Source organism: Herbiconiux daphne, from assembly GCF_024979295.1.
Lineage (GTDB): Bacteria > Actinomycetota > Actinomycetes > Actinomycetales > Microbacteriaceae > Herbiconiux > Herbiconiux daphnes.
Window position 1 is genome coordinate 236,218 of record NZ_JANLCJ010000006.1, and the last position, 23,980, is coordinate 260,197.

Here is a 23,980-nt window from a genome sequence, read left to right on the forward strand (position 1 = left end):
GCTCTGCTAAACTTGAGTCAGATCAACTCAACTTTGGAACCGGCAAGCAGAAGACAAGGAGTCGAATCCACCGATGGTCAACCAGTCGAACGCGGGCGACGACGAGCAGAAGAGCGCCCTCGAGCAATACGGCGTGAACCTCACCGACATCGCGGCGAGCGGCAAGCTCGACCCGGTGATCGGCCGCGACGCCGAGATCAGGCGGGTCAGCCAGGTGCTGACGCGCCGCACCAAGAACAACCCCGTGCTCATCGGCGAGCCCGGCGTGGGCAAGACGGCCGTGGTCGAAGGGCTCGCCCAGCGCATCGTGGCCGGCGACGTGGCCGACTCGCTGAAGGGCAAGCAGATCGTGTCGCTCGACCTGGCGGCGCTCGTGGCCGGCGCGAAATACCGCGGCGAGTTCGAAGAGCGCTTGAAGGCGGTGCTGAAAGAGATCAACGAGGCCGACGGCCAGATCATCACGTTCATCGACGAGTTGCACACCCTGATGGGTGCGGGCGGCGGCGAGGGCTCGGTGGCGGCATCCAACATGCTGAAGCCCATGCTCGCGCGGGGTGAACTGCGCCTGATCGGTGCGACGACGCTCGACGAATACCGCGAGTTCATCGAGAAGGACGCCGCCATGGAGCGGCGCTTCCAGCAGGTGTTCGTGGGCGAGCCGTCGGTCGAAGACACGGTGGCCATTCTGCGCGGCCTGAAGGAGCGCTACGAAGCGCACCACAAGGTGTCGATCGCCGACTCCGCGCTCATCGCGGCCGCCGCGTTGTCGAACCGCTACATCCCGGGCCGCCAGCTGCCCGACAAGGCCATCGACCTCATCGACGAGGCCGCCTCGCGCCTGCGCATGGAGATCGACTCGGCCCCGGTCGAGATCGACGAACTGCGCCGCAGCGTCGACCGGCTGAAGCTCGAAGAGCTGGCGTTGAAGAAAGAGAAAGACGAGGCCTCGAAAGAGCGCCTCGCCGAGTTGCGCACGCTGCTCGCCTCGCGCACCGAGACGCTCGGCGAGCTGCAGGCGCGCTGGGATCGCGAGCGTGCCGCGCTCAACCGCGTCGGCGAGCTGAAAGAGAAGCTCGACAGCGCCCGCATGCGGGCCGAGCGGGCGCAGCGCGAGGGCAACCTCGAGCAAGCATCGCGGCTGCTCTACGGCGAGATCCCGGTGCTCGAGCGCTCGCTCGCCGAGGCCGAGGCCGCCGAGGTGGCCGACGACGGCTCCGAGCGCATGGTGAACGACCAGGTCACGAGCGACGACATCGCCGCCGTGATCGCCGCGTGGACCGGCATCCCGCTCGACCGCCTCACCCAGGGCGAGACCGAGAAGCTGCTCAACCTCGAGGGCGAACTCGGCCGCCGGCTGGTGGGCCAGAAGCAGGCCGTGCGCGCGGTGGCCGACGCCGTGCGCCGCTCGCGGGCCGGCATCGCCGACGCCGACCGGCCGACGGGGTCGTTCCTGTTTCTCGGCCCGACGGGTGTCGGCAAGACCGAGCTCGCCAAGGCGCTCGCCGAGTTCTTGTTCGACGACGAGAAGGCCCTCATCCGCATCGACATGTCGGAGTACGGCGAGAAGCACTCCGTCGCCCGGCTGCTCGGAGCCCCTCCCGGTTACATCGGCTACGAGCAGGGCGGCCAGCTGACCGAGGCGGTGCGCCGGCGGCCCTACTCGGTGGTGCTGCTCGACGAGGTCGAGAAGGCGCACCCCGAGGTGTTCGACGTGCTGCTGCAGGTGCTCGACGACGGGCGGCTGACCGACGGCCAGGGTCGCACGGTCGACTTCCGCAACACGATCCTCATCCTCACCTCGAACCTCGGGTCGCAATATCTGGTCGACCCGGCGCTGACCGCCGAGCAGCGCGAGGAGTTCGTGCAGGCGGCGGTGCGGCAGGCGTTCAAGCCCGAGTTCGTGAACCGGCTCGACGACATCGTGGTGTTCCAGGCGCTCTCCGAGACCGACCTGGCGCAGATCGTGTCGCTCTACATCGACCGGCTGGCCCGCCGGCTCTCGTCGAGGCGCCTTTCGCTCGCGGTGACTCCGGATGCGCGGGCCTGGCTCGCCGAGCGCGGCTACGACCCGATCTACGGTGCGCGGCCGCTGCGGCGCCTGATGCAGCACGAGATCGACGACCGGCTGGCGACCGCGCTGCTCTCGGGCTCGGTGCGCGACGGCGACACCGTGCTCGTGGGGCTCGACCCGACGGGCGAGGGCCTGGTCGTGGGTGCGGGGGCCGACGAGGCCGCGGCGGCCGAGGAGCTCGGGGTGGCCGACGAGCTCGGGGTGGCCGAGGCCCTCGACGAGCTCGACGACGAGGTGCAGAGCTAGCCGAGCGCACACGCGAGAACGCGCCGGGCCCCTGATTCGTTCGGGGGCCCGGCGTTCTGTGTTGTGGGCGGATTGCGGCTTGTTCGGCGGTGTGTCAGGCGGCTCAGCGCGAAGCCAACGCCGAGGCCGCCGCCGTCTCCGCGCTCACTCGTTGGCGAGCAGCAGCTCGGCGAGCGGCAGACGGGTGCGCGGCGCCGACTCGCGCGTGCGCAGAATCTCGTCGGGCAGCGCGTCGGGCGAGGCGAGGGTGCCGATCGCCGCGACCGTCACCGGGGTGAGGGTGTCGTCGAGGTCGAAGGCCTGCGCGATCGCGGCGACGTCGAAGCCGCCCATCTGGTGCACGTGCAGTCCGTCGTGGTGGGCCTGCACCGAGAGGTGCGCCATGGCCTGCCCGAGGTCGTACTCCGCCCAGCGCAGCGGCTTGCCGTCGGCGCCGGTGGTCGCGACGACGCCCACGACGAGCACGGCGGCCGAGGTGGCCCACACCGAGTTGAAGCCCATCAGGGTGGCGGCGACCTTGTCGAACGCCTCGGTGCCGCGGCGCGCCACGATGAATCGCGCGGGCTGCGAGTTGGCGGCCGACGGCGACCACCGGGCGGCCTCGAGAGCCGCGGTCAGCGCGGTCTCGTCGATGGGCGCGGCGGCGTCGAACGAACGGGGGCTCCAGCGGTCGGCCAGAACGGGGTGGATGGGGGCGCTGGTCTCAGCGCTGCGGTCGAACGAGCCTCGCGAGACGGGGGCGTCGAACGTGCGGGGGTCTGCGGTGATGGTCATGACGACTCCAAGGGATCGAGCGGTGTTCTGCACGCCATTGGACAGCGGATGAGTCGGGCCGGGCAGTGATCGAATCGGACTGCGGTCCGCTTCATGCAACCGACTCCCCGCCGCAGTTATTCCGCGTCGTCGACCGGGCTCGTCGAGGGCGCTCGGCCCCGTTGCTGCCGCGCCCGGCGCACGCGTTTCGCGACGAACCACACCGCGGCCGCGGCGACCACCACGATCACCACCACCTGGAAGATGCCCGCGTACTCCTCGACCACGTGCCACTGCTCGCCGAGAAAGAAGCCGGCGACGATGAACACCGAGTTCCAGATGAGGCTGCCGGCCGTGGTCAGCAGGGCGAACCGCCAGAGCGGCATCCGTTCGATCCCGGCCGGAATCGAGATGAAGCTGCGGAAGATGGGCACCATCCGCCCGAAGAACACCGCCTTGCTGCCGTGCCGCTGGAACCAGGCTTCGGTGCGGTCGATGTCGTCGACGTCGATGAGCGGCATGCGACGGGCGAGCCTGCGCATGCGGTCACGCCCCAGCCAGGCACCCAGCCCATAGAGCGCCAGGGCGCCCACGAGCGAGCCGAGTGTGGTGAACACGATCGCCGCGGTGAGGTCGAGGTCGCCCCGGCTCGCGGTGAACCCCGCGAGTGGCAGGATGACCTCGCTCGGAATGGGCGGGAAGAGGTTCTCGACCGCCACGGCGATGCCCGCGCCGGGGGCGCCGAGCGTCTGCATGAGCGACACGACCCAGTCGCCGATCGCTCCGAGGCCCGAGCTCTCGGAAGCCGCCCGGGGAACGGCGAAGTGGGGAAGGGAGACGGATGGGTCGGCTGCGGCCAGGCTCATGCCTCAACGGTAGGGGCTTCGGCTGGGGTGACCCTGATCGCCGGGGGGGGCTTAGGGTGGGCGCGTGAACGAACGTGCCGCGGGCACCGGCCCTGCCGCGGGAGCGGGCACCGCCAGGGGCGACGCCCCTGTCGCGGGAGCCGCCCCCGCCGCGCGCGCGACCGCCGCCGAAGTGGAGGCGGCGCTCGCCGATATCGCCGACGCCGCCGACGCGGTGAACCTGCGCCGGTTCTTCAAGACCGGGCCCGGGCAATACGGCGAGGGCGACGAGTTCATCGGGGTGCGGGTGCCGGCGAGTCGCGCCGTGGCCAAGCGGTTCGCGAACCGGCTGGCGCCCGCCGAGATCGACGCGCTGCTCGAGAGCCGGGTGCACGAGCACCGCCTGGTGGGCCTGTTCCTGCTGATCGCCGACCTCGACCGAGCCGTCGCCCCGCGCACGCGCGACGAGGCCGACGAGCGGCGGGTCGTCGACCAGTACCGCAGGGCGGTGCGCCGGGGGCGGGTCGACAACTGGGATCTCGTCGACTCCTCCGCCGACCAGATCCTCGGCCGATGGCTGCTGCTCACCGGCGCGCCCCGCGACGAGCTGTTCGCGCTGGCGCGAAGCGACGACCTGTGGCAGCGCCGGGTCGGCGTGCTCGCCACGTTCGCCTTCATCAAGAGCGGCGACGCCACGACGACCCTCGAGATCGCACCCCTACTGCTCGACGACCCGCACGACCTCCTGCACAAGGCGGTGGGCTGGATGCTGCGCGAAGTCGGCAAACGCGTCGACCGCGCCCTGCTGCTCGGCTTTCTCGACGACTACGCCGCCCGCATGCCGCGCACGATGCTCAGCTACGCCACCGAGCATCTCGATGCCGAGCAGAGGCGGCACTACCGCTCGCTCGGCTGACCACCACCGTCAGGACTTCACCAGCCGCGCGATCGCATCCGACGCCTCTTTGAGCTTCGCCTGTGCCACCTCGCCGCCCTCGGCGACCGCCTCGACCACGCAATGGTTGAGGTGGTCGTTCAGCAGCCCGAGGGCCACGGATTCGAGCGCGCTCGTCATGGCCGACACCTGGGTGAGGATGTCGATGCAGTACTTCTCGTCGGTCACCATGTTCTGCAGCCCGCGGGCCTGCCCCTCGATGCGCCGAAGGCGCTTGAGGTAGTCGTCCTTGTTCGAGATGTAGCCGTGGTGGGCGTGGGCGTCGGCCGGGGCGGGCGTGTCGGGCGAGGCGGCATCCGGTGCGGGGGCGGCATCCATGGTCATGCTCCGATTCTCGCCGGTCGCAGGTCGATGCGGCGCAGCAGTTGTGCGTTGAGGGCCACGATGATCGTCGAGAGCGACATCAGGATCGCCCCGACCGCCATCGGCAGCACGAACCCGACGGGTGCGAGCACGCCGGCCGCGAGCGGCACCGAGAGCAGGTTGTAGCCGGCGGCCCACCAGAGGTTCTGGGTCATCTTGCGGTAGCTCGCCTTCGAGAGGTCGATCACCGAGAGCACCGACCGGGGGTCGTCGCTGGCCAGGATGACGCCGGCCGAGGCGATGGCGACATCCGTTCCCGCGCCGATCGCGATGCCCACGTCGGCGCGCGCGAGCGCCGGTGCGTCGTTCACGCCGTCGCCGACCATCGCGACCTTGCGGCCCTCGGACTGCAGCTCAGCCACCTTGGCCGACTTGTCGCCCGGCTTCACTCCGGCGAACACACGCTCGATGCCGAGCTCGGCGGCCACCGCGTGAGCGACGGAAGCCGCATCGCCGGTGATCATCACGACCTCGACGCCGCGGGCCCGCAGTCCGGCGACGGCGTCGCGCGACTCGGCGCGCACCTCGTCGGCCAGCGCGATCAGCCCGACGACCTCGTCGCCGCGCAGCACGTGCAGCACGGTCTGGCCCGCGTACGCGTCGGCGGGCGCCTCAGAATGCGGTGCGGTGCCGGTGCCGCTTATGGTTCGGGAGGAGGTGACGCCGGCCGGCGCGCTGGGCGCGTCGTGCGCGGAGTGCTCCTCCCGAACGCTGCTCGCGGGAGCCGCGGCGGCGGGCGTCTCGGGGTGCGTTGTTGTGCCGCTGCCGCTTGCGGCTCGGGAGGAGGTGGGGCTGGCCGGGGCGCTGGGCGCGTCGTGCGCGGAGTGCTCCTCCCGAACGCTGCTCGCGGGAGCCGCGGCGGCGGGCGTCTCGGGGTGCGTTGTTGTGCCGCTGCCGCTTGCGGCTCGGGAGGAGGTGGGGCCGGCCGGGGCGCTGAGCGCGTCGTGCGCGGGATGCTCCTCCCGAACGCTGCCCGTGGGAGCGCCGGCGGCTGACGCGAGCGGCTGGGCGCCGTGCGCCTCGAGCAGGTTGGGACCGCCGACGCTGATCGTCGCGCCCCCCACCACGGCGCTGACGCCGACGGCGGTGGAGGCCTGGAAACCGGTGGCCGTGGCCACGGCGAGGCCGCGCTGGCGGGCCGCCGCCACGATCGCGCGGGCGAGCGGATGCTCGCTGTCGGCCTCGGCGGCCGCCGCGAGGGCGAGCACCTCGTCGTCGTCGTGACCGGGCGCCGCCGTCACCGAGGTGACGACCGGCTCGCCCTTGGTGAGGGTGCCGGTCTTGTCGAAGAGAACGGTGTCGACGGTGCGCATGGTCTCGAGGGCGAGCCGGTCTTTCACGAGGATCCCAGCCGACGCCGCGCGCTCGGTGGCGATGGCGACGACGAGCGGGATGGCCAGCCCGAGCGCGTGCGGGCACGCGATGACGAGCACGGTGATGGTGCGGATGACGGCATCGTCGGGGCTACCGACGAGCGACCAGACCAGGGCGGTGACCGCCGCCGACCCGAGAGCGAACCAGAACAGCCAGCCCGCGGCGGTGTCGGCGATGCGCTGGGCCCGCGAGGTGGAGTTCTGGGCCTCGGCGACCAGGCGCTGGATGCCGGCGAGCGCCGTGTCGTCGCCGACCGCGGTGATGCGGATGCGCAGGGCCGTGTCGGTGGCGACCGTGCCCGCGACCACGTGGTCGCCGGGGCCACGGGTGACCGGCTGCGACTCGCCCGTGATCATCGATTCGTCGACGGCGGCCATGCCCTCGACGATCTCGCCGTCGGCCGGGATGCGACCGCCCGGGCGCACGATCACCAGGTCGCCGAGGCGAAGAGCGGATGGCGCGACCGTCGTGACGGTGGGCTCGGCGGTGCCGTTCGCCTCAGCATCCGGAGCGGGGTCGAGTCGCTCGGCCTCGTCGGGCAGCAGCGCAGCCAGCGAGTCGAGGGCCGACGTCGTCTGCGCCAGGGACCGCATCTCGATCCAGTGGCCGAGCAGCATGATGACGATCAGCAGCGCGAGCTCCCACCAGAAGTCGAGCTGCTCGTCGAGCAGCCCCAGCGTCGCGCCCCACGACGCCACGAAGGCGACGGTGATGGCGAGCGCGATGAGCAGCATCATGCCGGGCTTGCGGGCGCGCAACTCGTCGACCCCACCGGTGAGGAACGGGCGGCCGCCGAGCACGAACATGATGGTGCCGAGCACGGGGGAGATCCAGGTGGTGAAGCCCGACTCGGGCAGCGGGTAACCCACGATCATGTTGAACGAGCTGAACCCCACCACCGGCACGGCGATGACGAGCATCACCCAGAACAAGCGCCGGAACTGCCCGACATGATCGCCGTGGCCGCCGTGGCCGCCGTGGCCGCCGTGCCCGCCATGGCCGGCGTGCCCGGCATGGTCGCTGTGGTCGTGGCTGGCCATCGCGCCGTGGTCGTGACCGGAGTGGTCGTGCTCTTCGTGACCGGAGTGGTCGTGGCCCGTGTGATCGTGGCCCGCGTGCCCGCCGTGGTCATGCCCACCGTGCTCCGTGGCGGGCGAGAGGGACACAGGATCGCGGTCGGTGCTCATGCCGCCACGGTATACCCCCAGGGGGTACAGCGCAAGCGTGTTCGCGCGGGGCGCAGTCGATTCATCCGGTACCGTATGGCCATGTCAGGCACCGAGCCCGCCCCGGCACCGCAGCCGGCCGCCCGTCGCACCGATGCGCCTTCGCGCATCACGGGTGTGATCGTCGTGGGCATGAGTGTCGCCGTCTGGTGGCCCGCCTTCACGCTCGGTGCGTGGGGCGACTTCTTCTTCGATCAGATGCTCACCGTGTGGGCGGCGGCCACCGGCGCCCTCATCGTGGTGCTCATCCAGCCCCGGGGCAAGCCGCGGCTGTGGCGCGCGCTCGCTCTGCTCGTGCCGAGCCTGTGGCTCTTCCTGTCGTTCACGATCGACGCGGATGACGGCAACATCGCGAACCTCATCGTCAACCTCCTGGCGCTGGTGGTGGCGCTGCTCGCCGTGCCGGCGACGATCTGGGTGCTGGCCCGCATCATCTGGCCCGAGTTCGCCGAGGACATCTCGTGGCCGCGGCGGCTCGTCGTGATCGGGTCGGTGCTGCTGATCGCGGTGGCGTCGTTCGTGCTCGGTCTCAACCAGTCGAAGTTTCTCACCTGCGAAGACTTCGCCATCAGCGGCAACTCGCAGCCGCCCGGGTGCACGCCCGACCCCGAAGCCGGTTAGCCGAGCTCGCGCTTGAGCGCCGCCACGAACGCGTCGATGTCGGCTTCGGTGGTGTCGAAGGCGCACATCCAGCGCACCTCGCCGGTCGCGGTGTTCCAGTCGTAGAACCGGAACGACTCGCGCAGCCGATCGGCCACGCCGGCCGGCAGCACCGCGAACACCGCGTTCGACTGCGTCGGCTGCGTGAACGTCACGCCCGGCACGTCGGCGACCGCCTCGCGCAGGCGCGCCGCCATGGCGTTCGCGTGCGTAGCGGACCGCAGCCACAGGTCGCCGCCGTAGAGCGCGATCAGCTGCGCCGACACGAACCGCATCTTCGACGCCAGCTGCATGTCGAGCTTGCGCAGGAAGGTGATGCCGGTCGCCGCCGCCGGGTTCACCACCACGACCGCTTCGCCGTAGAGCAACCCGTTCTTGGTGCCGCCGAGCGACACGACGTCGACGCCGGCATCGGTGGTGAAGGCCCGCAGCGGCACCCCGAGCGAGGCCGCCGCGTTCGAGATGCGCGACCCGTCGAGGTGCACGGTCATGCCGAGGGAGTGGGCGTGCGACGCGATCGCGGCCACCTCGTCGACCGTGTAGGCGGTGCCGAGCTCGGTGGTCTGCGTGATCGACACCGCGAGCGGCTGAGCCCGGTGCTCGTCGCCCCAGCCCCAGGCCTCGACGTCGATGAGCTCGGGGGTGAGCTTGCCGTCGGGGGTCGGCACCGTGAGCAGCTTGAGCCCGGCCACCCGCTCGGGCGCCGCGTTCTCGTCGGTGTGGATGTGCGCCGTTGTCGAGCACACCACCGCACCCCAGCGGGGCAGCATCGACTGCAGGCCCACCACGTTGGCTCCCGTGCCGTTGAACACCGGAAACGCCTCGGCCTGATCGCCGAAGTGCCCGCGCACGACGTTCTGCAGCTCGGCCGTGTAGAGGTCTTCGCCGTAGGCGATCTGGTGCCCGCCGTTCGCGGCCGCGATGGCCTCGAGCACCTCGGGGTGGGCGCCGGCGTAGTTGTCAGAGGCGAAGCCGCGCAGCGCGCGGTCGTGCAGGGTCGGGGCGGAAGCGATATCGGTCACCGCACCAGTCTCTCAAACCCGCGCGTGAGATTTCGGGAGGAGCTGCGTCACGAGGCGCCCGCGTGCGACGCTCGTGCGCGCAGCTCCTCCCGAAACGGAGGAGCCTGCCAATCCGCCCGAATCGGCCGGCACCGGTGCGCGCAGGGCATACCCTTCGGATACCGAGTCATCGTGGCTTGCGATGGAGGAATCACCATGGCCGAGAAATCCGCTCGAAAGACGGTCGCGAAGCCCGCCGCCCGCTCACTCAAAGAGAAGCGCGCCGACAAGAAGGCCAAGAGCGACCGGCAGGACCACTCGGCCGACGTCGTCTCGAACGTCAAGAAGAAGTAGCGCCGCCGGCGCCGGCCTCGAGCGCTTCGGACCGGCAGTCGTCGCGGCCAAATCGGATCAGGCGAACTCCGCGGTGGCGCGGGCCCGGAGGTCGGGCCCGGCGAGGTCGACGTGCTTCCACCGCCCGCTGCCTCCTGCTGTGCCGGCGATCGTGATCGCACGCTTCTCGGCGCGCAGCCAGCCGACGCTCACGAGGTCGAAGGCGGACGACGAGAACCACTCCTGGTCGTCGCGGTCGAACTCGCGCATGGTCAGCAGCTGCCACCCGCTGACGGTGACGCGCACGCGGCGGAGCTCAGACGTCGGCCGCCCGTCGAGCTCCCGGATGCTGCCGACGAGAGTGGGCGACCGCGGGTCGAGCAACGTCGCCGCAGCCGCATCGAACTCGAGCCGTCGGGCGGTGAGGTCGAGCCGAACCCGCGTCACCGGGTCGTCGTCGAAATCGAGTCGTGCGAGAGCCACCCCGCTGAGATCGACCGCCATTGTGACTCCCTTCCACCGCCGAACATGGCGCAAGAAGAGAATTTATCAGCTTTGAGCGTGCGCGGCGCCGCGCGTCGCGGATCGGCCCGGTCAGGGCAGGCGGATGCGGGCGCCGTCGAGTTCGGCGGCCGGGGTGCTCCAGAGCCCGACGACGGCGGTGGCGAGCGTGAGCACGTCGGTGAAGCCGGGGAAGGTCTTCTGCGGCTCCGCGCGGCGCATGCCGTCGTCGACGAGCGCCTTCACGGCGAACACCACGGCGGCGGCTCGCAGGGGGCCGTCGGCCTGGTCGGTGCGGAAGCCCTGGGCGAGCGAGCGCATCCACGATTCCGAGGCTGCCTTGGCCGCGGTGTAGTCGGCGCCGGATGCCGTGGGGGCGTCGACCGAGATCGACGACACGAACGCCACTCGAGCGGCCTCCGACGCGACGAGTGCGGGGTAGAACGCCCGGGTGGTGTTGCGCAGGGTGCGGAAGGAGCGCTCGACGGTGGCCCAGCCGGCATCCGTCTGGCCCGGGATGCCGCGGCCGCCGACCCAACCGCCCACGAGGTGCACGAGGCCGTCGATCGGGCCCGACGCGATGAGCCGCAGGGCGAGGGTGTCGACGGCCGAGCTGTCGCTCAGGTCGCACACCTCGGTGGCGATGCCGGGCACGGCGAGGGCGAGCGAGTCGAGACGGCCGGCGTTCGAACCGAGCGCCACCACCTCGGCGCCGGCCTCGACGAGCGCGCCGCACACGGCGGTGCCCGACGCGCTCGTCGCGCCCGCGACGACGACGCGTCTGCCGGCGACACCCTTGACGCCGGAGACGCCCTCGGCGCCCTCGACACCACCCGGGCGGCCCTCGCGGCCTGACTCGCTCATGCCTTCATTCTGGCCCGTGTGAGGGCGCGCGGCACCCAGGCCGGGGCGACGATCCTCGAGGCGGTCAGTCGCGCCCCGTGATGCCGGCCGTCGACGCGATCACGTCGTGCATCTTCTTGTCGAGCGCCTCATAGAACATCGACAGCGGGAACTCGTCGTCGAGCACGGCGTCGGTGAGCCCGCGCGGCGGCCCGTCGAGCGGCAGCGCGCCCGGCCCCTGCGCCCACACCGACGCCGGGTGGGGCGTGAGCGTCTGGGTGATCAGGGCGTAGGCCGCGAGCCAGTGCGCCGTCTTCGGGCGGTCGATCGACCGCCAGTAGAGCTCGTCGATGGCGTCGCCGAGTGCCACCACCGCGTCGGCGACATCCGGCCAGTCGATGGTGAGCTTGGTGTCGGTCCAGTGCAGAACCCCGCGCTGGTGAAGCCACGCAAACAGCAACTGACCGCCGAGCCCGTCGTAGTTGCGCACCCGCGAGCCCGTGATGGCGAACCGGAAGATGCGGTCGAAGAGCACCGCGTACTGCACGAGCCTCGCGTGTTCGAGCAACTCGGCGTCGGCCGCCGAGAGGCCGGCGTTCTCGGCCTCGGCCGCTTCGAGCCGTCGCTGGATGCGCACCGACTCGCGAAAAGCCGTCAGGTCGCAGCGCAGCTCTTCGAGCGAATAGAGGAAGTAGGGCATGCGCTGCTTGATCATGAACGGGTCGAACGGCAGGTCGCCGCGCATGTGCGTGCGGTCGTGGATGAGGTCCCACATCACGAAGGTGCGCTCGGTGAGGGCCTGGTCGTCGAGCAGCCGCGCCGCGTCGTCGGGCAGTTCCAGCCGGGTCACGGATGCCGCCTCCCGCACCACCCGGCGGAACCGAGCCGCCTCGCGGTCGGCGAAGATCGCGCCCCAGGTGTACTGCGGAATGCTCGAGGTCGCGACGGACTCGGGGAACAGCACGGCCGAGTTGGTGTCGTAGCCCGCCGTGAAGTCGAGGAAGCGGATGGGCACGAACAGCGCGTTCGAATAGTCGCCGGCCTCGAGCTGGGCCACGAACTCGGGCCACACCACCTCTACCAGCACCGCCTCGACGTGCCGGTCGGTGCTGCCGTTTTGGGTGTACATCGGAAAGACCACGAGGTGACGAGCGCCGTCGACCCGATTGAGCTCGGGCCGGAAGGCCACCAGCGACGCCAGGAAGTCGGGGATGCCGAAGCCCTCGTCGGCCCAACGACGGAAGTCGTCGCGCACGGCTGCGAGGTAGTCGTGATCGGAGGGGAAGTGGTGTTCGAGCCGCTCGATGTCGTGCACGAGCCGGGCCACCAGTTCGCGGGCGGCCGGGTGATCGACCGGGTCGGGCACCGAGCCGTCTTTCGTCTGCAGCGGCTGCAGCCGGGAGACGGCGTCTTTCAGCGACACCCAGGCGGCCGAGTGCACGAGCGCGGGCGTGGCGAGGGAGTCTTCGACGACCTCGGGTTCTCCGATGATCGATCCGGTGGTGACGGACTCGGCGGCGGGGCGTGCGGACATGGTGGAACCTCCAATCGTTCGTTCAGACGAGCCTAGGCGCACGGCATCCGCGCTTCTTTGAGTTGAAAGCCGGAAATCGGCGTGGCGGGCGCGATTCGGCGCGGGATTCCGGCATCCGGCCCGCTCTCGGCCCGCCCGGTAGCATGGACGCGATGGAGAAGCAGACGGCAGCGCCCGGCGCGGCGACGACGGCGCGGCCCGACCACTTCCTCCCGCACATCCAGGGGCTCCGCGCGATCGCCGTGCTGCTCGTGGTGATCTACCACTTCTGGCCCGGCCGGCTCACGGGCGGCTACATCGGCGTCGACGTCTTCTTCGTGATCTCGGGCTTTCTCATCACGCAGCAGCTCACCCGCCAGATCGAGCGCACCGACCGCATCGCGCTGCCGTCGTTCTATGCCAAACGCGCCCGGCGCCTGTTGCCGGCGGCCATCGTGGTGCTCATCTTCGCCAGTCTCGCCACGCTGTTCATCATGCCGCTCTCGGCGCTCACCGAGAACGTGCGCGAGATCATCGCCTCGACCTTCTATGTCGAGAACTGGGTGCTTGCCATCAACTCGGTCGACTACCTCGCCGCGGCCAACGAGGCGAGCCTGGTGCAGCACTACTGGTCGCTGTCGCTCGAGGAGCAGTTCTACCTGTTCTGGCCGGTGCTGCTGCTCGGGGCATCCGTTCTCGCCGTGAAGGTGCTGAAGCGGCGCAAGTGGGTCGGACTCATCGGTGTGCTCGCGGTGGTGGGCGTGGCGTCGTTCGTGCTCTCGATCGTCAACACGGCCACCGACCCGGCGTCGGCCTATTTCGTGACCTACACCCGCGTGTGGGAGTTCGCGGTGGGCGGCGCCCTCGCGCTGCTGCCGCGCCTGCGGCCCACCCGCGCGTGGCAGTCGAACATCCTCGGCTACGGGGGCATCGCCGTGGTGCTCGGCTGCGGCTACTTCTTCGACCAGGCCACGCCGTTCCCGGGCTGGATCGCCGTCATCCCGGTGCTCGGCACGGCCGCGATCATCGTGGCCCACCACCGCGAGAAGCCGTGGGATGCCGGGCGGGTGCTGAGCGTGCGGCCGGTGAGCTTCGTCGGCGACATCTCCTACTCGCTCTACCTCTGGCACTGGCCGCTCATCATCATCGCGCCCTACATTCCGGGCTGGGGGCTCAGCATCTGGAACCGGCTGGCGCTGCTGGCCTTCTGCTTCGTGATCGCATGGGCCACCAAGCGCTTCGTCGAAGACCCCGCGCGTCGGTGGACGTTCTTCACCTCGCGCCGGCCCCGCGTCACGCTGCTCGGCGTGGTCGCGGCCATGGCGGTGTCGAGCCTCTTCGTCGGAACGGCCTGGGCGGTGCAGCAGCCGAAGTACGACGCCGAGGCCACTCAGCTGGCCGAGACGCTGGCGAACCCGCCGGAGTGCTTCGGCGCGGCATCCGGCCCCACCGACGGCCTCGAACCGCTGACGCCCCTCTGCGTCAACCCGGCGCTCGACGGCGAGATCATTCCGAGCCCCGGGTTCGGCAACGCCGACCGGCCGCTGCACCCCGGCTGCCTCTCGACCCTCAACGACGCCACCCTGCGCGACTGCCAGTTCGGCAGCGACGCCCCGGATGCCCCCCAGATCGCGCTGATCGGCGACAGCCACGCCTATGCGCTGATGGACCCGTTCATCGAGATGGCCGAGAACAACGGATGGCACCTCACCACCTATCTCAAGGGTGGCTGCCCCTGGACCACCACCCCCTTGCTGGCCCGCGACGCGTTCGCCGTGTCGTGCGACACCTGGCGCGAGTCGCTCACGGCCGAGCTCGGATCGCACGAGCCGTTCGACGCGATCTTCACCGCGGCCCTCACCGACCGCAACGTGCCCGGCACCGCCGATGACGAGCAGGCGGCCGCCATCGGCTACGGCGAGGCGTGGAAGCAGGTGCTCGACCAGGGCACCCCGATCGTGACCGTGGTGGACAACCCCTCGTGGGAGGACGACCCCAACAAGTGCCTGCGCACGTCGCCGGCCGCCGACTGCGCCGAGCCGCGCGACGAGGGGCTCGCCGAGTTCGACCCGATCGCCCTGGCGGCCGAGGGCGCCGGCACCCAGGGGCTCGACGTGACGCTGCTCGACTTCAGCGACACCTACTGCTCGGCGACGACCTGCTCGGCCGTGATCGGGGGTGCGAACGTCTACCGCGACGTCGACCACCTGACCCGCACGTTCGCGTTCACGCTCGAGCCGTTCATCGCCCGCGCCATGACCTCCGCGATCTCGGGCTGAGCGGCGCCGCCGACATGCTGGGGGTGCTGACCGGGTTCGGGATCATCGGTTTCGTCATCCTGGTCGGCTATGTCGTGCAGCGCATCGGCATCCTGCCCCGCGACTCGCTGCTCGCGCTGAACCGGGTGGCGTTCTTCGTGGCGACGCCGGCGCTGCTGTTCACGGTGCTGGCGCGATCGCATCCGTCGACCGTGTTCTCGTCGTCGATCCTCGTGACGCTGCTCGCGGTCGTCATCTCGGCGGGGCTGTTCGTGGTGGCGTCGCGCCTGTGGTTCCGGCGCTCGCTGGCCGAGACCACCGTGGGTGCGGCGGCCTCCGCCTACGTGAACGCCAACAACATCGGCTTGCCCGTGGCCACCTATGTGCTCGGCAGCCCGCAACTCGTGGCGCCGTTGCTGCTGCTACAGCTGATCGTGCTGGCGCCCATCACGCTGACCATTCTCGACATCACGACCCGGGGATCGGCCTCGGTCAAGAGCATCCTGATGCAGCCGCTGCGCAACCCGATGATCCTCGGGTCGCTCGCCGGGCTCGTGGTGGCGCTGCTCGGCATCACCATCCCCGACCCGATCCTGGCGCCGTTCGAACTCATCGGGGGAGCGGCGATTCCGCTCGTGCTGCTCGCCTTCGGCATGTCGCTCGTGGGGCAGCGGCCGCTGCAGCCGGGCTCAGGGCGGGCCGAGATCGTGGTCGCGAGCGCGATCAAACTCGTGGTCATGCCGCTCGCGGCATATCTTCTGGGGCGGTTCGTGTTCGGCCTGTCACCCGACGCGCTCTTCGGCGTGGTGGCGCTCGCGGCGCTGCCGACGGCGCAGAACATCTACAACTTCGCGTCGCGCTACCGGCGCGGTGAGATTCTGGCGCGCGACACGGTGCTGGTGACGACGATCGGATCGGTGCCCGTGCTGGTGCTCGTGGCGGCGCTGCTGGCGCCGTAGGGGCGTTGCGGTCGGTCGCGCTGCGGGGCGGCGGCGGGGATGCGTCGCTGCGTCGGCGGGGCGGGTGCATCGCGTGGGGCGGCTTTGCGTCGGCGGCGGGGCGGGTGCGTCGCTGCGTCCGCCTGACGCCGGCCGACTTGGCGTCCACGGTGCGGGTGCATCGCGGCCGCGGGCGGCTCGGCGTCGGCCGGGCTAGCGCTCCAAACCGTCGAGGCGCTTGCGGGCGCGGGCGGCGGTCCGCTCGGCGGTGTCGGCCGTGCGCTGGGCGGCGAGGCGCTCCTTGCGGGCCGACGCTCTGGCGCTCTCGGTCTCGGCGAGTTCGTCCTGCACCGCCTCGACCTGATCCTTGAGGTCGCGCAACTCCTGCGAGAGCCGGTCGCGCTGTTCGACCAGGTCCCGGATGCGCAGATCGAGCGTCGCGACCTCCGCGTCGGCGTCTTCGGCGTCCTGGCGGGTCTCCTCGGCCTCCTGTCGGGCGGCGGCGAGTGCCTCCGTGCGCGCCGCCTCGCGGGCGTCGGCGCGCTCCTGTTCGCGGGTGGCTCGATCCGCGCGCTTTTCGTCGTCGTCCGGTGGTGACCAGGCCGGCGCCGAGTCGCGGGACGGCGACGTCGGTCGTGTGCTCGAGCCGCCACTAGACGCGCGATTCTTGAGGCGCCGGCGGGCGCCGATCTCGTCGAAGGCCGCGGCATCCGTCGCCTGGTCGCCGGTGCCCGTGGGCAGCGCCACGGCACCCTCGAGGTCGACGGGGTCGAGGCCCGAGCCCGCGAAGGTGCGCACGAGCATGCCGCTCTGCACCGCGGCGGCCGCGGCGGGATCGCCCATCGCGGCCTGCAGGGTCTGCTGCACCTCGATCGCCGCGGACTCCGACACCGGCACCCCGAGCTCATCGCCCAGCGTTCGGGCCGAGCGGCCGATGGCGGCGAGCGAACGCTGACGATCGCGGCCGAGGCTCTGGATGGCGTCGCGATCGAGCTCGTCCTGTGCCGTGCGCAGGCGCTCGCCGAGCTCGAGCAGGTCGTCGACCTCGTCGGCGCGGTGGCGCACGAGGGCGTTCACCGCCCAAGCCGCGACCGAGGGCTTCGCGAGCCGGCGAATGCTCGCCCCGAGCGGCCGGTCGCCCCCCTTGCCGGCGTCGCTCGCCCGCTGGTTGCGCGCCGCAGTGAAGTCCCCGGGCAGCAGCCCGTACAGCTCGTGTGCCACCTCCTCCAGCGAATCCACGTCCCTCCCACCCTCCCTTCCCGTCTCCTCGTCTGGCCCCGAGCCTACGTCCCCCCTCCCCGCCGAGTTGCGCCAAAGTGCCCATCCCGCGCCCCCAGAAGGGCACTATGGCGCAATTCAACAAAAGAGTGGGAAGGGCTACATTCTCGTTCCGCCGAGTTGCGCCAAAGTGACCATCCCGCGCCCCCAGAAGGGCACTATGGCGCAACTCAACAGAAGAGTGGCCGGGCCCTCGCTCCCTTGCCGACGAGTTGCGCCGAAGTGACCATCCCGAGCCTCCAGAAGGGCACTTTGGCGCAACTCGGCAAAGGGGAGACGTTGAGTTGCGCCAGAGTGACCACTTTCGGGGCGGGGAAGGGGAGTTTGGCGCAACTCGGCGGATGGGGGAGGGGAGGGGGAGGGTGGGGTGCCAGGATGGGGGCGTGGTGATGAGGTTGGTGCTGCTCGCTGACACGCATGTGCCGAAGCGCGCGCGGCGGCTGCCCGATGCGGTGTGGGCGGCGGTGGATGCCGCCGACGTCGTGTTCCATGCCGGTGACTGGGTCGACGTCGCCACCCTCGATGCGCTCGAGGCGCGGTCGGCCCGGATGATCGGCGTCTACGGAAACAACGACGGTGCGGACTTGCGGGCGCGCCTGCCCGAGGTGGCGCGTGTCGAGCTCGAGGGCGTGCGGTTCGCGATGACTCACGAGACCGGCTCGGCCTCCGGGCGCGAGCGGCGCGCCGAAGCCGCGTTCCCCGAGACCGATGTGCTGGTGTTCGGTCACAGCCACATTCCCTGGGACTCCACCGCCCCCGGCGGGTTGAGACTGCTGAACCCGGGTTCGCCGACCGATCGCCGTCGTCAGCCGCGCTGCACCTTCGCCACGGCCGTCGTCGATGCCGGCATCCTCCGCGACGTCGCCTTTCTCGACGCGGCGGGCTGAGCCGCCGCGCTCCCTGGTGCAGCCCAGTCAACGGTGGTACCCATGAACCATGGACGCCACCAACGACGCCCCCCTCCCGACCGCCTCCGAAGGCCCGGATGCCGCCCCCGGCGACGGTCGCGACGAGACCGAGAACGAGCGGCTCGACCGCAACTGGAACGAGATGCTGCAGGAGCTGCGCGTCATCCAGACAGGCACGCAGATTCTCACGGGATTCCTGCTCGCGGCGGCGTTCCAGTCGCGATTCGACGATCTCGACGACTACCAGCGCGCTGTGTACCTCTGTCTCGTCGTCACGTCGATCCTGACGACGGTGTTCGGATTGGCCCCCGTGAGCCTGCACCGGGCGCTCTTCCGCCAGCGCGCGAAGTCGCAGGTGGTGCACGTGACCGATCGCATCTTGCAGTTCACGATGGTCGGGGTGGCGCTCACGCTCGCCGGCACCGGCATGCTCATCTTCGATTTCGTGCTCGGACGCGCGGCTGGCATCGTGATCGGTGTGCTGATCCTCGCCGTGGTGATCGGCATCTGGGTGGTGCTGCCGCGGGTCGTGCGACACAACCACCACATCGAGCTGCGCGCCTGACCAGGGTCAGCCCCGGCCACGATCAGCCCCGGTCACGATCAGCCCTGACCACGATCAGCCCGCCGAGCTCTCAGAGCCGCAGTCGGTCGACCAGCTCGTCCCACCCCCGCGCGAGGCGCGACAGCGTGAGCTCGGCCTTCGCGCCGGGCGGGAGCAGAAGAATCGCTTCGAGCACCGACAGCAGATTGAACGCGAGGATGCGGATGTCGCCGCCGACCTCCGCTTGCCGAAGCAGCGACGCGATGTGCACCTCGGAGATGCGGCGAGCCGGCACCGTGTAGCGCTCCTCGGCCATGCCGCCCGCCTCGGAGGCGCGTAGAAGGTCGCCCTGGGTGGAGAACAGCTCGATGCGCGCTCGGCCATAGGCGGCGAGGCGGTCGAGCGGCGGGGCACCGGGGCCGAGCGGGGCCGGTCCGCTGATGAAGGCGGCCTGGAACTCGCGCTCGGTGTCATCGAGCAGGGCGCTCAACAGCCCCGCCCGCGATCCGAATCGACGGAAGATCGTGCCCTTGCCGACTCCCGCCTCGGTGGCAAGCCGGTCCATCGTCAGCCCCGCGACGCCGTCGATGTCGATGATTCGGCGGGCGGAGTCGAGCAGGCGGGCGCGATTGCGGGCGGCATCCGATCGCTCCACCGGCTGCGGCGGCCCGAGCGGCAGCCCGCCCACGCCGGTGAGCGGGATCGGCTCGGTCATGCACGGACCATAGCACGGGCGATCGACCGCACCCCAGGGGCCGTCGGCCGACAGGCCACCGGGGGCGCCGAACACGCGGATCGCGACTACTCGGCCGGAGGCTCGGTGGCAGCGGCCTGCTTGGCCACGGCGTCGGCGTAGTCCTTCTTCACGGTCTCCATGTCGAGCGCGCGCACCTGGGCGATCACGTCTTCGAGCACGGTGCCGGGAAGCGCGCCGGGCTGGGCGAAGATCGGGATGCCGTCGCGGTAGCCGACGAGGGTGGGAATCGAGGTGATGCCGTAAGAGGCTGCGAGCTGCTGCTGGTCTTCGGTGTCGACCTTCGCGAACGTGATGTCGCTGTGCTCGTCGGACGCCTTCTCGAACACCGGGGCGAACTGTTTACACGGGCCGCACCAGTCGGCCCAGAAGTCGATCAGCACGATGCCGTCGGCGACGGTCTCGTCATGGTTGTCAATGGTCAGAGTCTTCGTGGACATACTCCTATTAACGCCCTCCCAGCGCCCAGATTCCCTGTTCTCAGCTGACGTGCACCTCGGGCCGGTGCCGGCGGTCTCGTTCAGCGCGGCGCAGCACCTCGCGCGTCACGGGAGCGACCTCGCCGGTGCCGGTGATGAGGTATTTGAACATGTTCGAAATGGGGCTGCCCTCGGTCCACTCGAAGTAGATGTTCGGCACCACCCCGGTGAGGTCGCGGATCTCGAGCAGCACCGTGGCGATGGTGTTCGGGATGTTTCCGCTGGTCACCTTGAGCACCCGGAAACCGTGCACGGCCTCGCCCCGCACGATCAGGTCTTCTTCGAAGTCGGACGAGTCGGATGGATAGACCTCGAGGAAGATGACGGGCGACCGCTGCGGGATGCCGCTGTCGCGCCGCTCTTCGGCCACCTTCTGCTTGTATTCCCGCGCCGACCCGTCGTCGGGCTCGTTCGCGATGATGCGGATGGAGTCGAACTCCTCGGCATCGGTGAGCACGAAGTCGAGCGCCGTCGGGTCGAGGGTGACCGACGTGGCTCGCAGCTGGAACGACCGCTGCACCCGCGACACGATCGACACCGCGATGATGCCCACGATGAACAGGGCGGCGATGCGCACGCCGTCGGGCCGCTCGAAGATGTTCGCGACGGTCGTGTAGAAGAACACGAGCGACACGACGGTGAACCCGATGGTTGCCGCCCGCTGCTTCTTGTGCAGCGCCGAGAGGGTGACGGCGACGGATGCCGAGGTGATCAGCACGAGAACGCCGGTGGCATAGGCCCCGGCCTGCGCGTCGACGTTCGCGTCGAACCACACCGTGATGATGACGGCGATCACGGTGAAGACGAGCACGAGCGGCCGCACCAGGCCGGCCCAGTGCGGTGCCATGCCGTAGCGCGGCAGGTAGCGGGGCACGAGGTTGAGTAGGCCCGCCATGGCCGAGGCGCCCGCGAACCAGAGGATGGCGATGGTGCTGATGTCGTAGATCGTGCCGAAGCCCTCGCCGAGGAACTGGTGCGCCAGGTAGGCGAGCGCTCGCCCGTTGGCCGGTCCGCCCGGCTGGAAGTCTTCTTGCGGGATGAGCAGCGTCGTGACGATGCTCGACGTGATGAGGAACGCGCTCATGATGAGCGCCGCCGTGGTGAGCAGGCGCCGGGCGCCCCGGATGCGCGCGAGCGGCTTGTCGGGGCGATCGGTCGGCGACCCGGTGATCTGTGGCATCACGGCCACACCGGTCTCGAAGCCGGACAGCCCGAGGGCGAGCTTCGGGAAGGCCAGCAGCACGATGCCCACCATGAGGAACGGGCTGCCGTGCTGCGCCGTGAGGGCTTGCCACCAGTTGTCGATCACCACCGTGTTCTCGAACACGTGCACGAACGAGACGATCACCACCACGGCGTTGAGGGCGAGGAACACCGCGACCAGCACGACGGCGATGTTGATCGCCTCTTTGAAGCCGCGCAGGAACACCACCGCGAGGGCGGCGATCAGCACCAGCGTGATCGCGACTTGGTTGCCCTCGAACCACGACGGGGCGAACGGGTTCTCGATGGCGTGCGCCGTGGCATCCGCAGCCGACAGGGTGATGGTGATCATGAAGTCGGTGGCGGCGAAGCCGAGCAGCACGAGCACCACCAGCTTGCCGCCCCACCAGGGCAGCAGGCGCTCGAGCATCGCGATCGAACCCTCGCCGCGGAAGCTCTCGCGAGCCACTCGCCGGTAGACGGGCAGCGCACCGAGCAGCGTGAGCAGTAGCAGCACGATGGTGGCGAACGGCGACAGCAGGCCGGCCGCCAGCGCCGCGATGGCCGGCTGGTAGCCGAGGGTCGAGAAGTAGTCGACGCCGGTGAGGCACATCACCCGCCACCACGAGTGCGTCTTCACCGGTTTGGCCGCCCCGGGGCCCGGATGCCGCCCGGTGCGATCGGTCAACCCGTCGGTGAGCCAGCGGCGCAGCGCCGAGCGGTTGTCGACCCGCTCAGGCCGCGGCTCGCCAGGGGTGATGGGCGAGCCGGCGCCGACCGTCGATGAGGACATGGCTCCATCTATACACGCATCCGGTGTCGCCGAGCGACGGTCGTGTCAGTTGTGCATAACGCGATCAGCCAGCGGATGCCGGTGCAGGAGCGGTGCGGCCCGCTCAGCCGAAGATCATGGGGCGATCGTCGTCGTCGCCCTCGGTGTCGACGTCGAGTTCGACCACGACGGGAACGTGGTCGGACGGGGCGTCGCCCTTGCGCTCGTTGCGGTCGATGCGGGCGCCGCTGACGAGCGCCGCGAACGGCGCCGAGCCCATGATGAAGTCGATGCGCATGCCCTCGTTGCGGGGGAAGCGCAGCTGCTTGTAGTCCCAGTAGGTGTAGCCCGTCGGCACGATCGGGCGCACGACGTCGGTGAGCCCGATCGACTCGACGGCCTCGAACGCGGCGCGTTCGGGCGCCGACACGTGGGTGGAGCCCTCGAACGCCGCCACGTCCCAGACATCCGAGTCGAGGGGAGCGATGTTCCAGTCGCCCATCAGGGCGAGCGGCTGGTCGGGATGCGCGGCGAGCCACGCCTTCGTCTGCGCCGCGAGCTCGTGCAGCCAGGCGAGCTTGTAGACGTAGTGCGGGTCGTCGACCAGGCGCCCGTTCGGCACGTAGAGGCTCCAGAGCCGCACGCCGTCGACGGTCACGCCGAGCGCGCGGGCCTCGAGCGGCAGCGACCCGTCGTCGAGCGCCTTGCCGAAGCCGGGCATGCCGGTGAAGGTGTTCGCGACATCCGTCATCGGCAGCCGGCTGGCGAACGCCACGCCGTTCCACTGGTTGAGGCCGTGCAGCACCACCTCGTAGCCGGCGTCGTGGAAGGCGTCGAACGGAAACTGCGACTCCTTGCACTTGATCTCCTGCATGGCCAGCACGTCGATGTCTTCGCGCACCAGCCAGTCGACCACGCGGCCGACTCGGGCTCGGATGGAGTTCACGTTCCAGGTCGCAACACGCATGCCCTAACGCTACCCGGAGCATCCGTCACCGCTGCGTCGCTAGGCTGTGCAGATGACCCCGGATGCGCCCGGCCGGTCGCCAGACCGCACCGCCGAGAGCGGCGACCTGAGCAGCGACCAGCGCCTGCGAGACCGCCTCGAGCAGCGGTTCGAGGAGCCGCTCGCGCGGGTGAACACCATCACGCAGGACACCCTCGCCCTGTTCCCCACTCGGGTGTGGCGCCGTTTTCTTGCCGGCAACGGCTTTCTGCTCTCGTCGGGCATGAGCTACCAGGCGATCTTCGCGGTGTTCGCCGCCGTCTACATCGTGTTCGCGGTCGCCGGCATCTGGCTGGTCGGGTCGCCCGACACGATGGACGCGCTCATCCGGCTCATCAACACCTACGTGCCCGGCCTGATCGGCGACGACGGGGTGATCAAGCCGGCCGAGCTCACGACCATCGCCACCTCGAGCCGCGGCGTGCTGACGGCGACCGGCGTGGCGGCGCTCGCGGTGCTGGTCTGGACGGCGATCGGCTGGATCAGCTACGCCCGGATGGCGGTGCGCGCCGTGTTCGGTCTGCCCAAGGATCCCCGGGCCTACGTGCTGCTGAAAGCGCGTGACTTCGTGGTGTCGCTCGGCATCGGGCTCACCCTCTTCGCCGCCGCCGTGCTGAGCGTGCTGAGCACGGCGGCCCTCGACTGGTTCTTCTCGCTCTTCGGCGACGTGCTGCGCGACTGGTCGACGATCCTGGTGATGGCGGCGGGTCTCGTGGTGGTGTTCCTCATCGACACGGGGGCGCTGATGGTGCTGTTCCGCTTTCTCGCCGACGCGAATCTGACCGTGCGACGGATGCTCGGCGGCGCGTTGCTCGGCGGCATCGCGCTGGTCGTGCTGCAGGTGGCCGGCGGGCAACTGCTCGGAGGAGCGACGCGCAACCCGCTGCTGTCGACGTTCGTGGTGTTCGTGGCGATGCTGCTGTGGTTCAGGCTGACGAGCGTGATCACGCTGGTGGCGGCATCCTGGATCGCTGTCGCGAGCGAGGACCGCAACGAGTCGCTCTACGTTCCGTCGGCGGCCGAGCGCGCCGCGCTCGAGCACGACGCCCGCGTGGTGGTGGCCGAGGCGCAGGTGCGCGACGCGACGGCCGAGCTGGCCGCCGCCCCGTGGTGGCGGCGCCCGGCGGCGCGCTGGCGGGCGAACGCGGCGCGCGAG

Annotated in this window: 22 protein-coding genes; 9 read left to right on the top strand and 13 right to left on the bottom strand. The window is 70.4% G+C overall.

Going from position 1 to position 23,980, the window contains the following annotated elements:
- The first annotated feature begins 73 nt into the window (after positions 1–73).
- The gene (locus tag N1032_RS17165; RefSeq protein ID WP_259540402.1) at positions 74–2,317 is read left to right on the top strand and encodes an ATP-dependent Clp protease ATP-binding subunit; all 2,244 of its coding nucleotides are present in this window, start codon (positions 74–76) and stop codon (positions 2,315–2,317) included.
- Positions 2,318–2,461: 144 nt separating this feature from the next.
- Here the strand turns inward: N1032_RS17165 and N1032_RS17170 are convergent, their stop codons facing one another.
- Complete coding sequence (locus N1032_RS17170) at positions 2,462–3,091, bottom strand: nitroreductase family protein (protein WP_259540403.1); 630 nt, start codon at positions 3,089–3,091, stop codon at positions 2,462–2,464.
- Between the two features lie 116 nt (positions 3,092–3,207).
- A complete protein-coding gene (locus N1032_RS17175; RefSeq protein WP_259540404.1) occupies positions 3,208–3,936 on the bottom strand; it encodes a DedA family protein in 729 nt (242 codons plus the stop codon).
- 64 nt (positions 3,937–4,000) lie between these two features.
- Here N1032_RS17175 and N1032_RS17180 point away from each other — a divergent pair, with 64 nt between their 5' ends.
- Positions 4,001–4,831 carry a DNA alkylation repair protein gene (locus tag N1032_RS17180; protein WP_259540405.1) on the top strand — a complete coding sequence of 277 codons (831 nt, stop codon included), beginning with the start codon at positions 4,001–4,003 and terminating at the stop codon, positions 4,829–4,831.
- Positions 4,832–4,840: 9 nt separating this feature from the next.
- Here N1032_RS17180 and N1032_RS17185 read toward each other — a convergent pair whose 3' ends face one another.
- The gene (locus N1032_RS17185) at positions 4,841–5,188 is read right to left on the bottom strand and encodes a metal-sensitive transcriptional regulator (protein WP_259540435.1); all 348 of its coding nucleotides are present in this window, start codon (positions 5,186–5,188) and stop codon (positions 4,841–4,843) included.
- Positions 5,189–5,190: 2 nt separating this feature from the next.
- Positions 5,191–7,794 carry an HAD-IC family P-type ATPase gene (locus tag N1032_RS17190; protein WP_407933052.1) on the bottom strand — a complete coding sequence of 868 codons (2,604 nt, stop codon included), beginning with the start codon at positions 7,792–7,794 and terminating at the stop codon, positions 5,191–5,193.
- A gap of 81 nt (positions 7,795–7,875) precedes the next feature.
- On the opposite strand from N1032_RS17190, the gene N1032_RS17195 reads away from it, so the two are divergent.
- The gene (locus N1032_RS17195; RefSeq protein WP_259540407.1) at positions 7,876–8,454 is read left to right on the top strand and encodes a hypothetical protein; all 579 of its coding nucleotides are present in this window, start codon (positions 7,876–7,878) and stop codon (positions 8,452–8,454) included.
- On the opposite strand, the gene N1032_RS17200 is transcribed toward N1032_RS17195, so the two are convergent.
- Complete coding sequence (locus N1032_RS17200; protein WP_259540408.1) at positions 8,451–9,515, bottom strand: threonine aldolase family protein; 1,065 nt, start codon at positions 9,513–9,515, stop codon at positions 8,451–8,453. The two genes, N1032_RS17195 and N1032_RS17200, sit on opposite strands and share 4 nt — an antisense overlap.
- A gap of 195 nt (positions 9,516–9,710) precedes the next feature.
- Here N1032_RS17200 and N1032_RS17205 point away from each other — a divergent pair, with 195 nt between their 5' ends.
- Positions 9,711–9,848 (top strand): hypothetical protein, encoded by a 138-nt coding sequence (locus N1032_RS17205; RefSeq protein WP_259540409.1) that lies wholly within the window; start codon positions 9,711–9,713, stop codon positions 9,846–9,848.
- 57 nt (positions 9,849–9,905) lie between these two features.
- Here the strand turns inward: N1032_RS17205 and N1032_RS17210 are convergent, their stop codons facing one another.
- The 3 genes from N1032_RS17210 to N1032_RS17220 form a co-directional block, all read right to left on the bottom strand.
- On the bottom strand, positions 9,906–10,331 hold the full coding sequence (locus tag N1032_RS17210; protein ID WP_259540410.1) for a hypothetical protein: 426 nt from the start codon (positions 10,329–10,331) through the stop codon (positions 9,906–9,908).
- Between the two features lie 90 nt (positions 10,332–10,421).
- The gene (locus tag N1032_RS17215) at positions 10,422–11,192 is read right to left on the bottom strand and encodes an SDR family NAD(P)-dependent oxidoreductase (protein ID WP_259540411.1); all 771 of its coding nucleotides are present in this window, start codon (positions 11,190–11,192) and stop codon (positions 10,422–10,424) included.
- Between the two features lie 64 nt (positions 11,193–11,256).
- On the bottom strand, positions 11,257–12,705 hold the full coding sequence (locus N1032_RS17220; RefSeq protein WP_259540412.1) for a DUF6421 family protein: 1,449 nt from the start codon (positions 12,703–12,705) through the stop codon (positions 11,257–11,259).
- 152 nt (positions 12,706–12,857) lie between these two features.
- Here N1032_RS17220 and N1032_RS17225 point away from each other — a divergent pair, with 152 nt between their 5' ends.
- Together N1032_RS17225 and N1032_RS17230 are read left to right on the top strand one after the other, a co-directional pair.
- Positions 12,858–14,963 carry an acyltransferase family protein gene (locus tag N1032_RS17225; protein ID WP_259540413.1) on the top strand — a complete coding sequence of 702 codons (2,106 nt, stop codon included), beginning with the start codon at positions 12,858–12,860 and terminating at the stop codon, positions 14,961–14,963.
- A 14-nt stretch (positions 14,964–14,977) separates the two neighbouring features.
- Complete coding sequence (locus N1032_RS17230) at positions 14,978–15,901, top strand: AEC family transporter (protein ID WP_259540414.1); 924 nt, start codon at positions 14,978–14,980, stop codon at positions 15,899–15,901.
- 192 nt (positions 15,902–16,093) lie between these two features.
- On the opposite strand, the gene N1032_RS17235 is transcribed toward N1032_RS17230, so the two are convergent.
- The gene (locus N1032_RS17235) at positions 16,094–17,119 is read right to left on the bottom strand and encodes a hypothetical protein (RefSeq protein ID WP_259540415.1); all 1,026 of its coding nucleotides are present in this window, start codon (positions 17,117–17,119) and stop codon (positions 16,094–16,096) included.
- Positions 17,120–17,541: 422 nt separating this feature from the next.
- Between N1032_RS17235 and N1032_RS17240 the strand changes: the two genes are divergently transcribed.
- Positions 17,542–18,045 carry a metallophosphoesterase family protein gene (locus N1032_RS17240; protein WP_259540416.1) on the top strand — a complete coding sequence of 168 codons (504 nt, stop codon included), beginning with the start codon at positions 17,542–17,544 and terminating at the stop codon, positions 18,043–18,045.
- 49 nt (positions 18,046–18,094) lie between these two features.
- Positions 18,095–18,631 carry a DUF6328 family protein gene (locus N1032_RS17245; protein WP_259540417.1) on the top strand — a complete coding sequence of 179 codons (537 nt, stop codon included), beginning with the start codon at positions 18,095–18,097 and terminating at the stop codon, positions 18,629–18,631.
- A 70-nt stretch (positions 18,632–18,701) separates the two neighbouring features.
- Here the strand turns inward: N1032_RS17245 and N1032_RS17250 are convergent, their stop codons facing one another.
- From N1032_RS17250 to N1032_RS17265, 4 genes are all read right to left on the bottom strand, one after another.
- On the bottom strand, positions 18,702–19,325 hold the full coding sequence (locus N1032_RS17250) for a TetR/AcrR family transcriptional regulator (RefSeq protein ID WP_259540418.1): 624 nt from the start codon (positions 19,323–19,325) through the stop codon (positions 18,702–18,704).
- Positions 19,326–19,411: 86 nt separating this feature from the next.
- Complete coding sequence (trxA, locus tag N1032_RS17255; protein ID WP_259540439.1) at positions 19,412–19,888, bottom strand: thioredoxin; 477 nt, start codon at positions 19,886–19,888, stop codon at positions 19,412–19,414.
- A complete protein-coding gene (locus N1032_RS17260; RefSeq protein ID WP_259540419.1) occupies positions 19,845–21,839 on the bottom strand; it encodes an APC family permease in 1,995 nt (664 codons plus the stop codon). Before N1032_RS17260 ends, trxA begins: the two co-directional genes overlap by 44 nt.
- 103 nt (positions 21,840–21,942) lie before the next feature.
- Positions 21,943–22,785, bottom strand: coding sequence for an exodeoxyribonuclease III (locus N1032_RS17265; RefSeq protein ID WP_259540420.1), 843 nt, complete (start codon positions 22,783–22,785; stop codon positions 21,943–21,945).
- A gap of 52 nt (positions 22,786–22,837) precedes the next feature.
- Here N1032_RS17265 and N1032_RS17270 point away from each other — a divergent pair.
- A partial coding sequence (locus tag N1032_RS17270) for a YihY/virulence factor BrkB family protein (RefSeq protein WP_259540421.1) occupies positions 22,838–23,980 on the top strand: 1,143 nt, incomplete at its 3' end.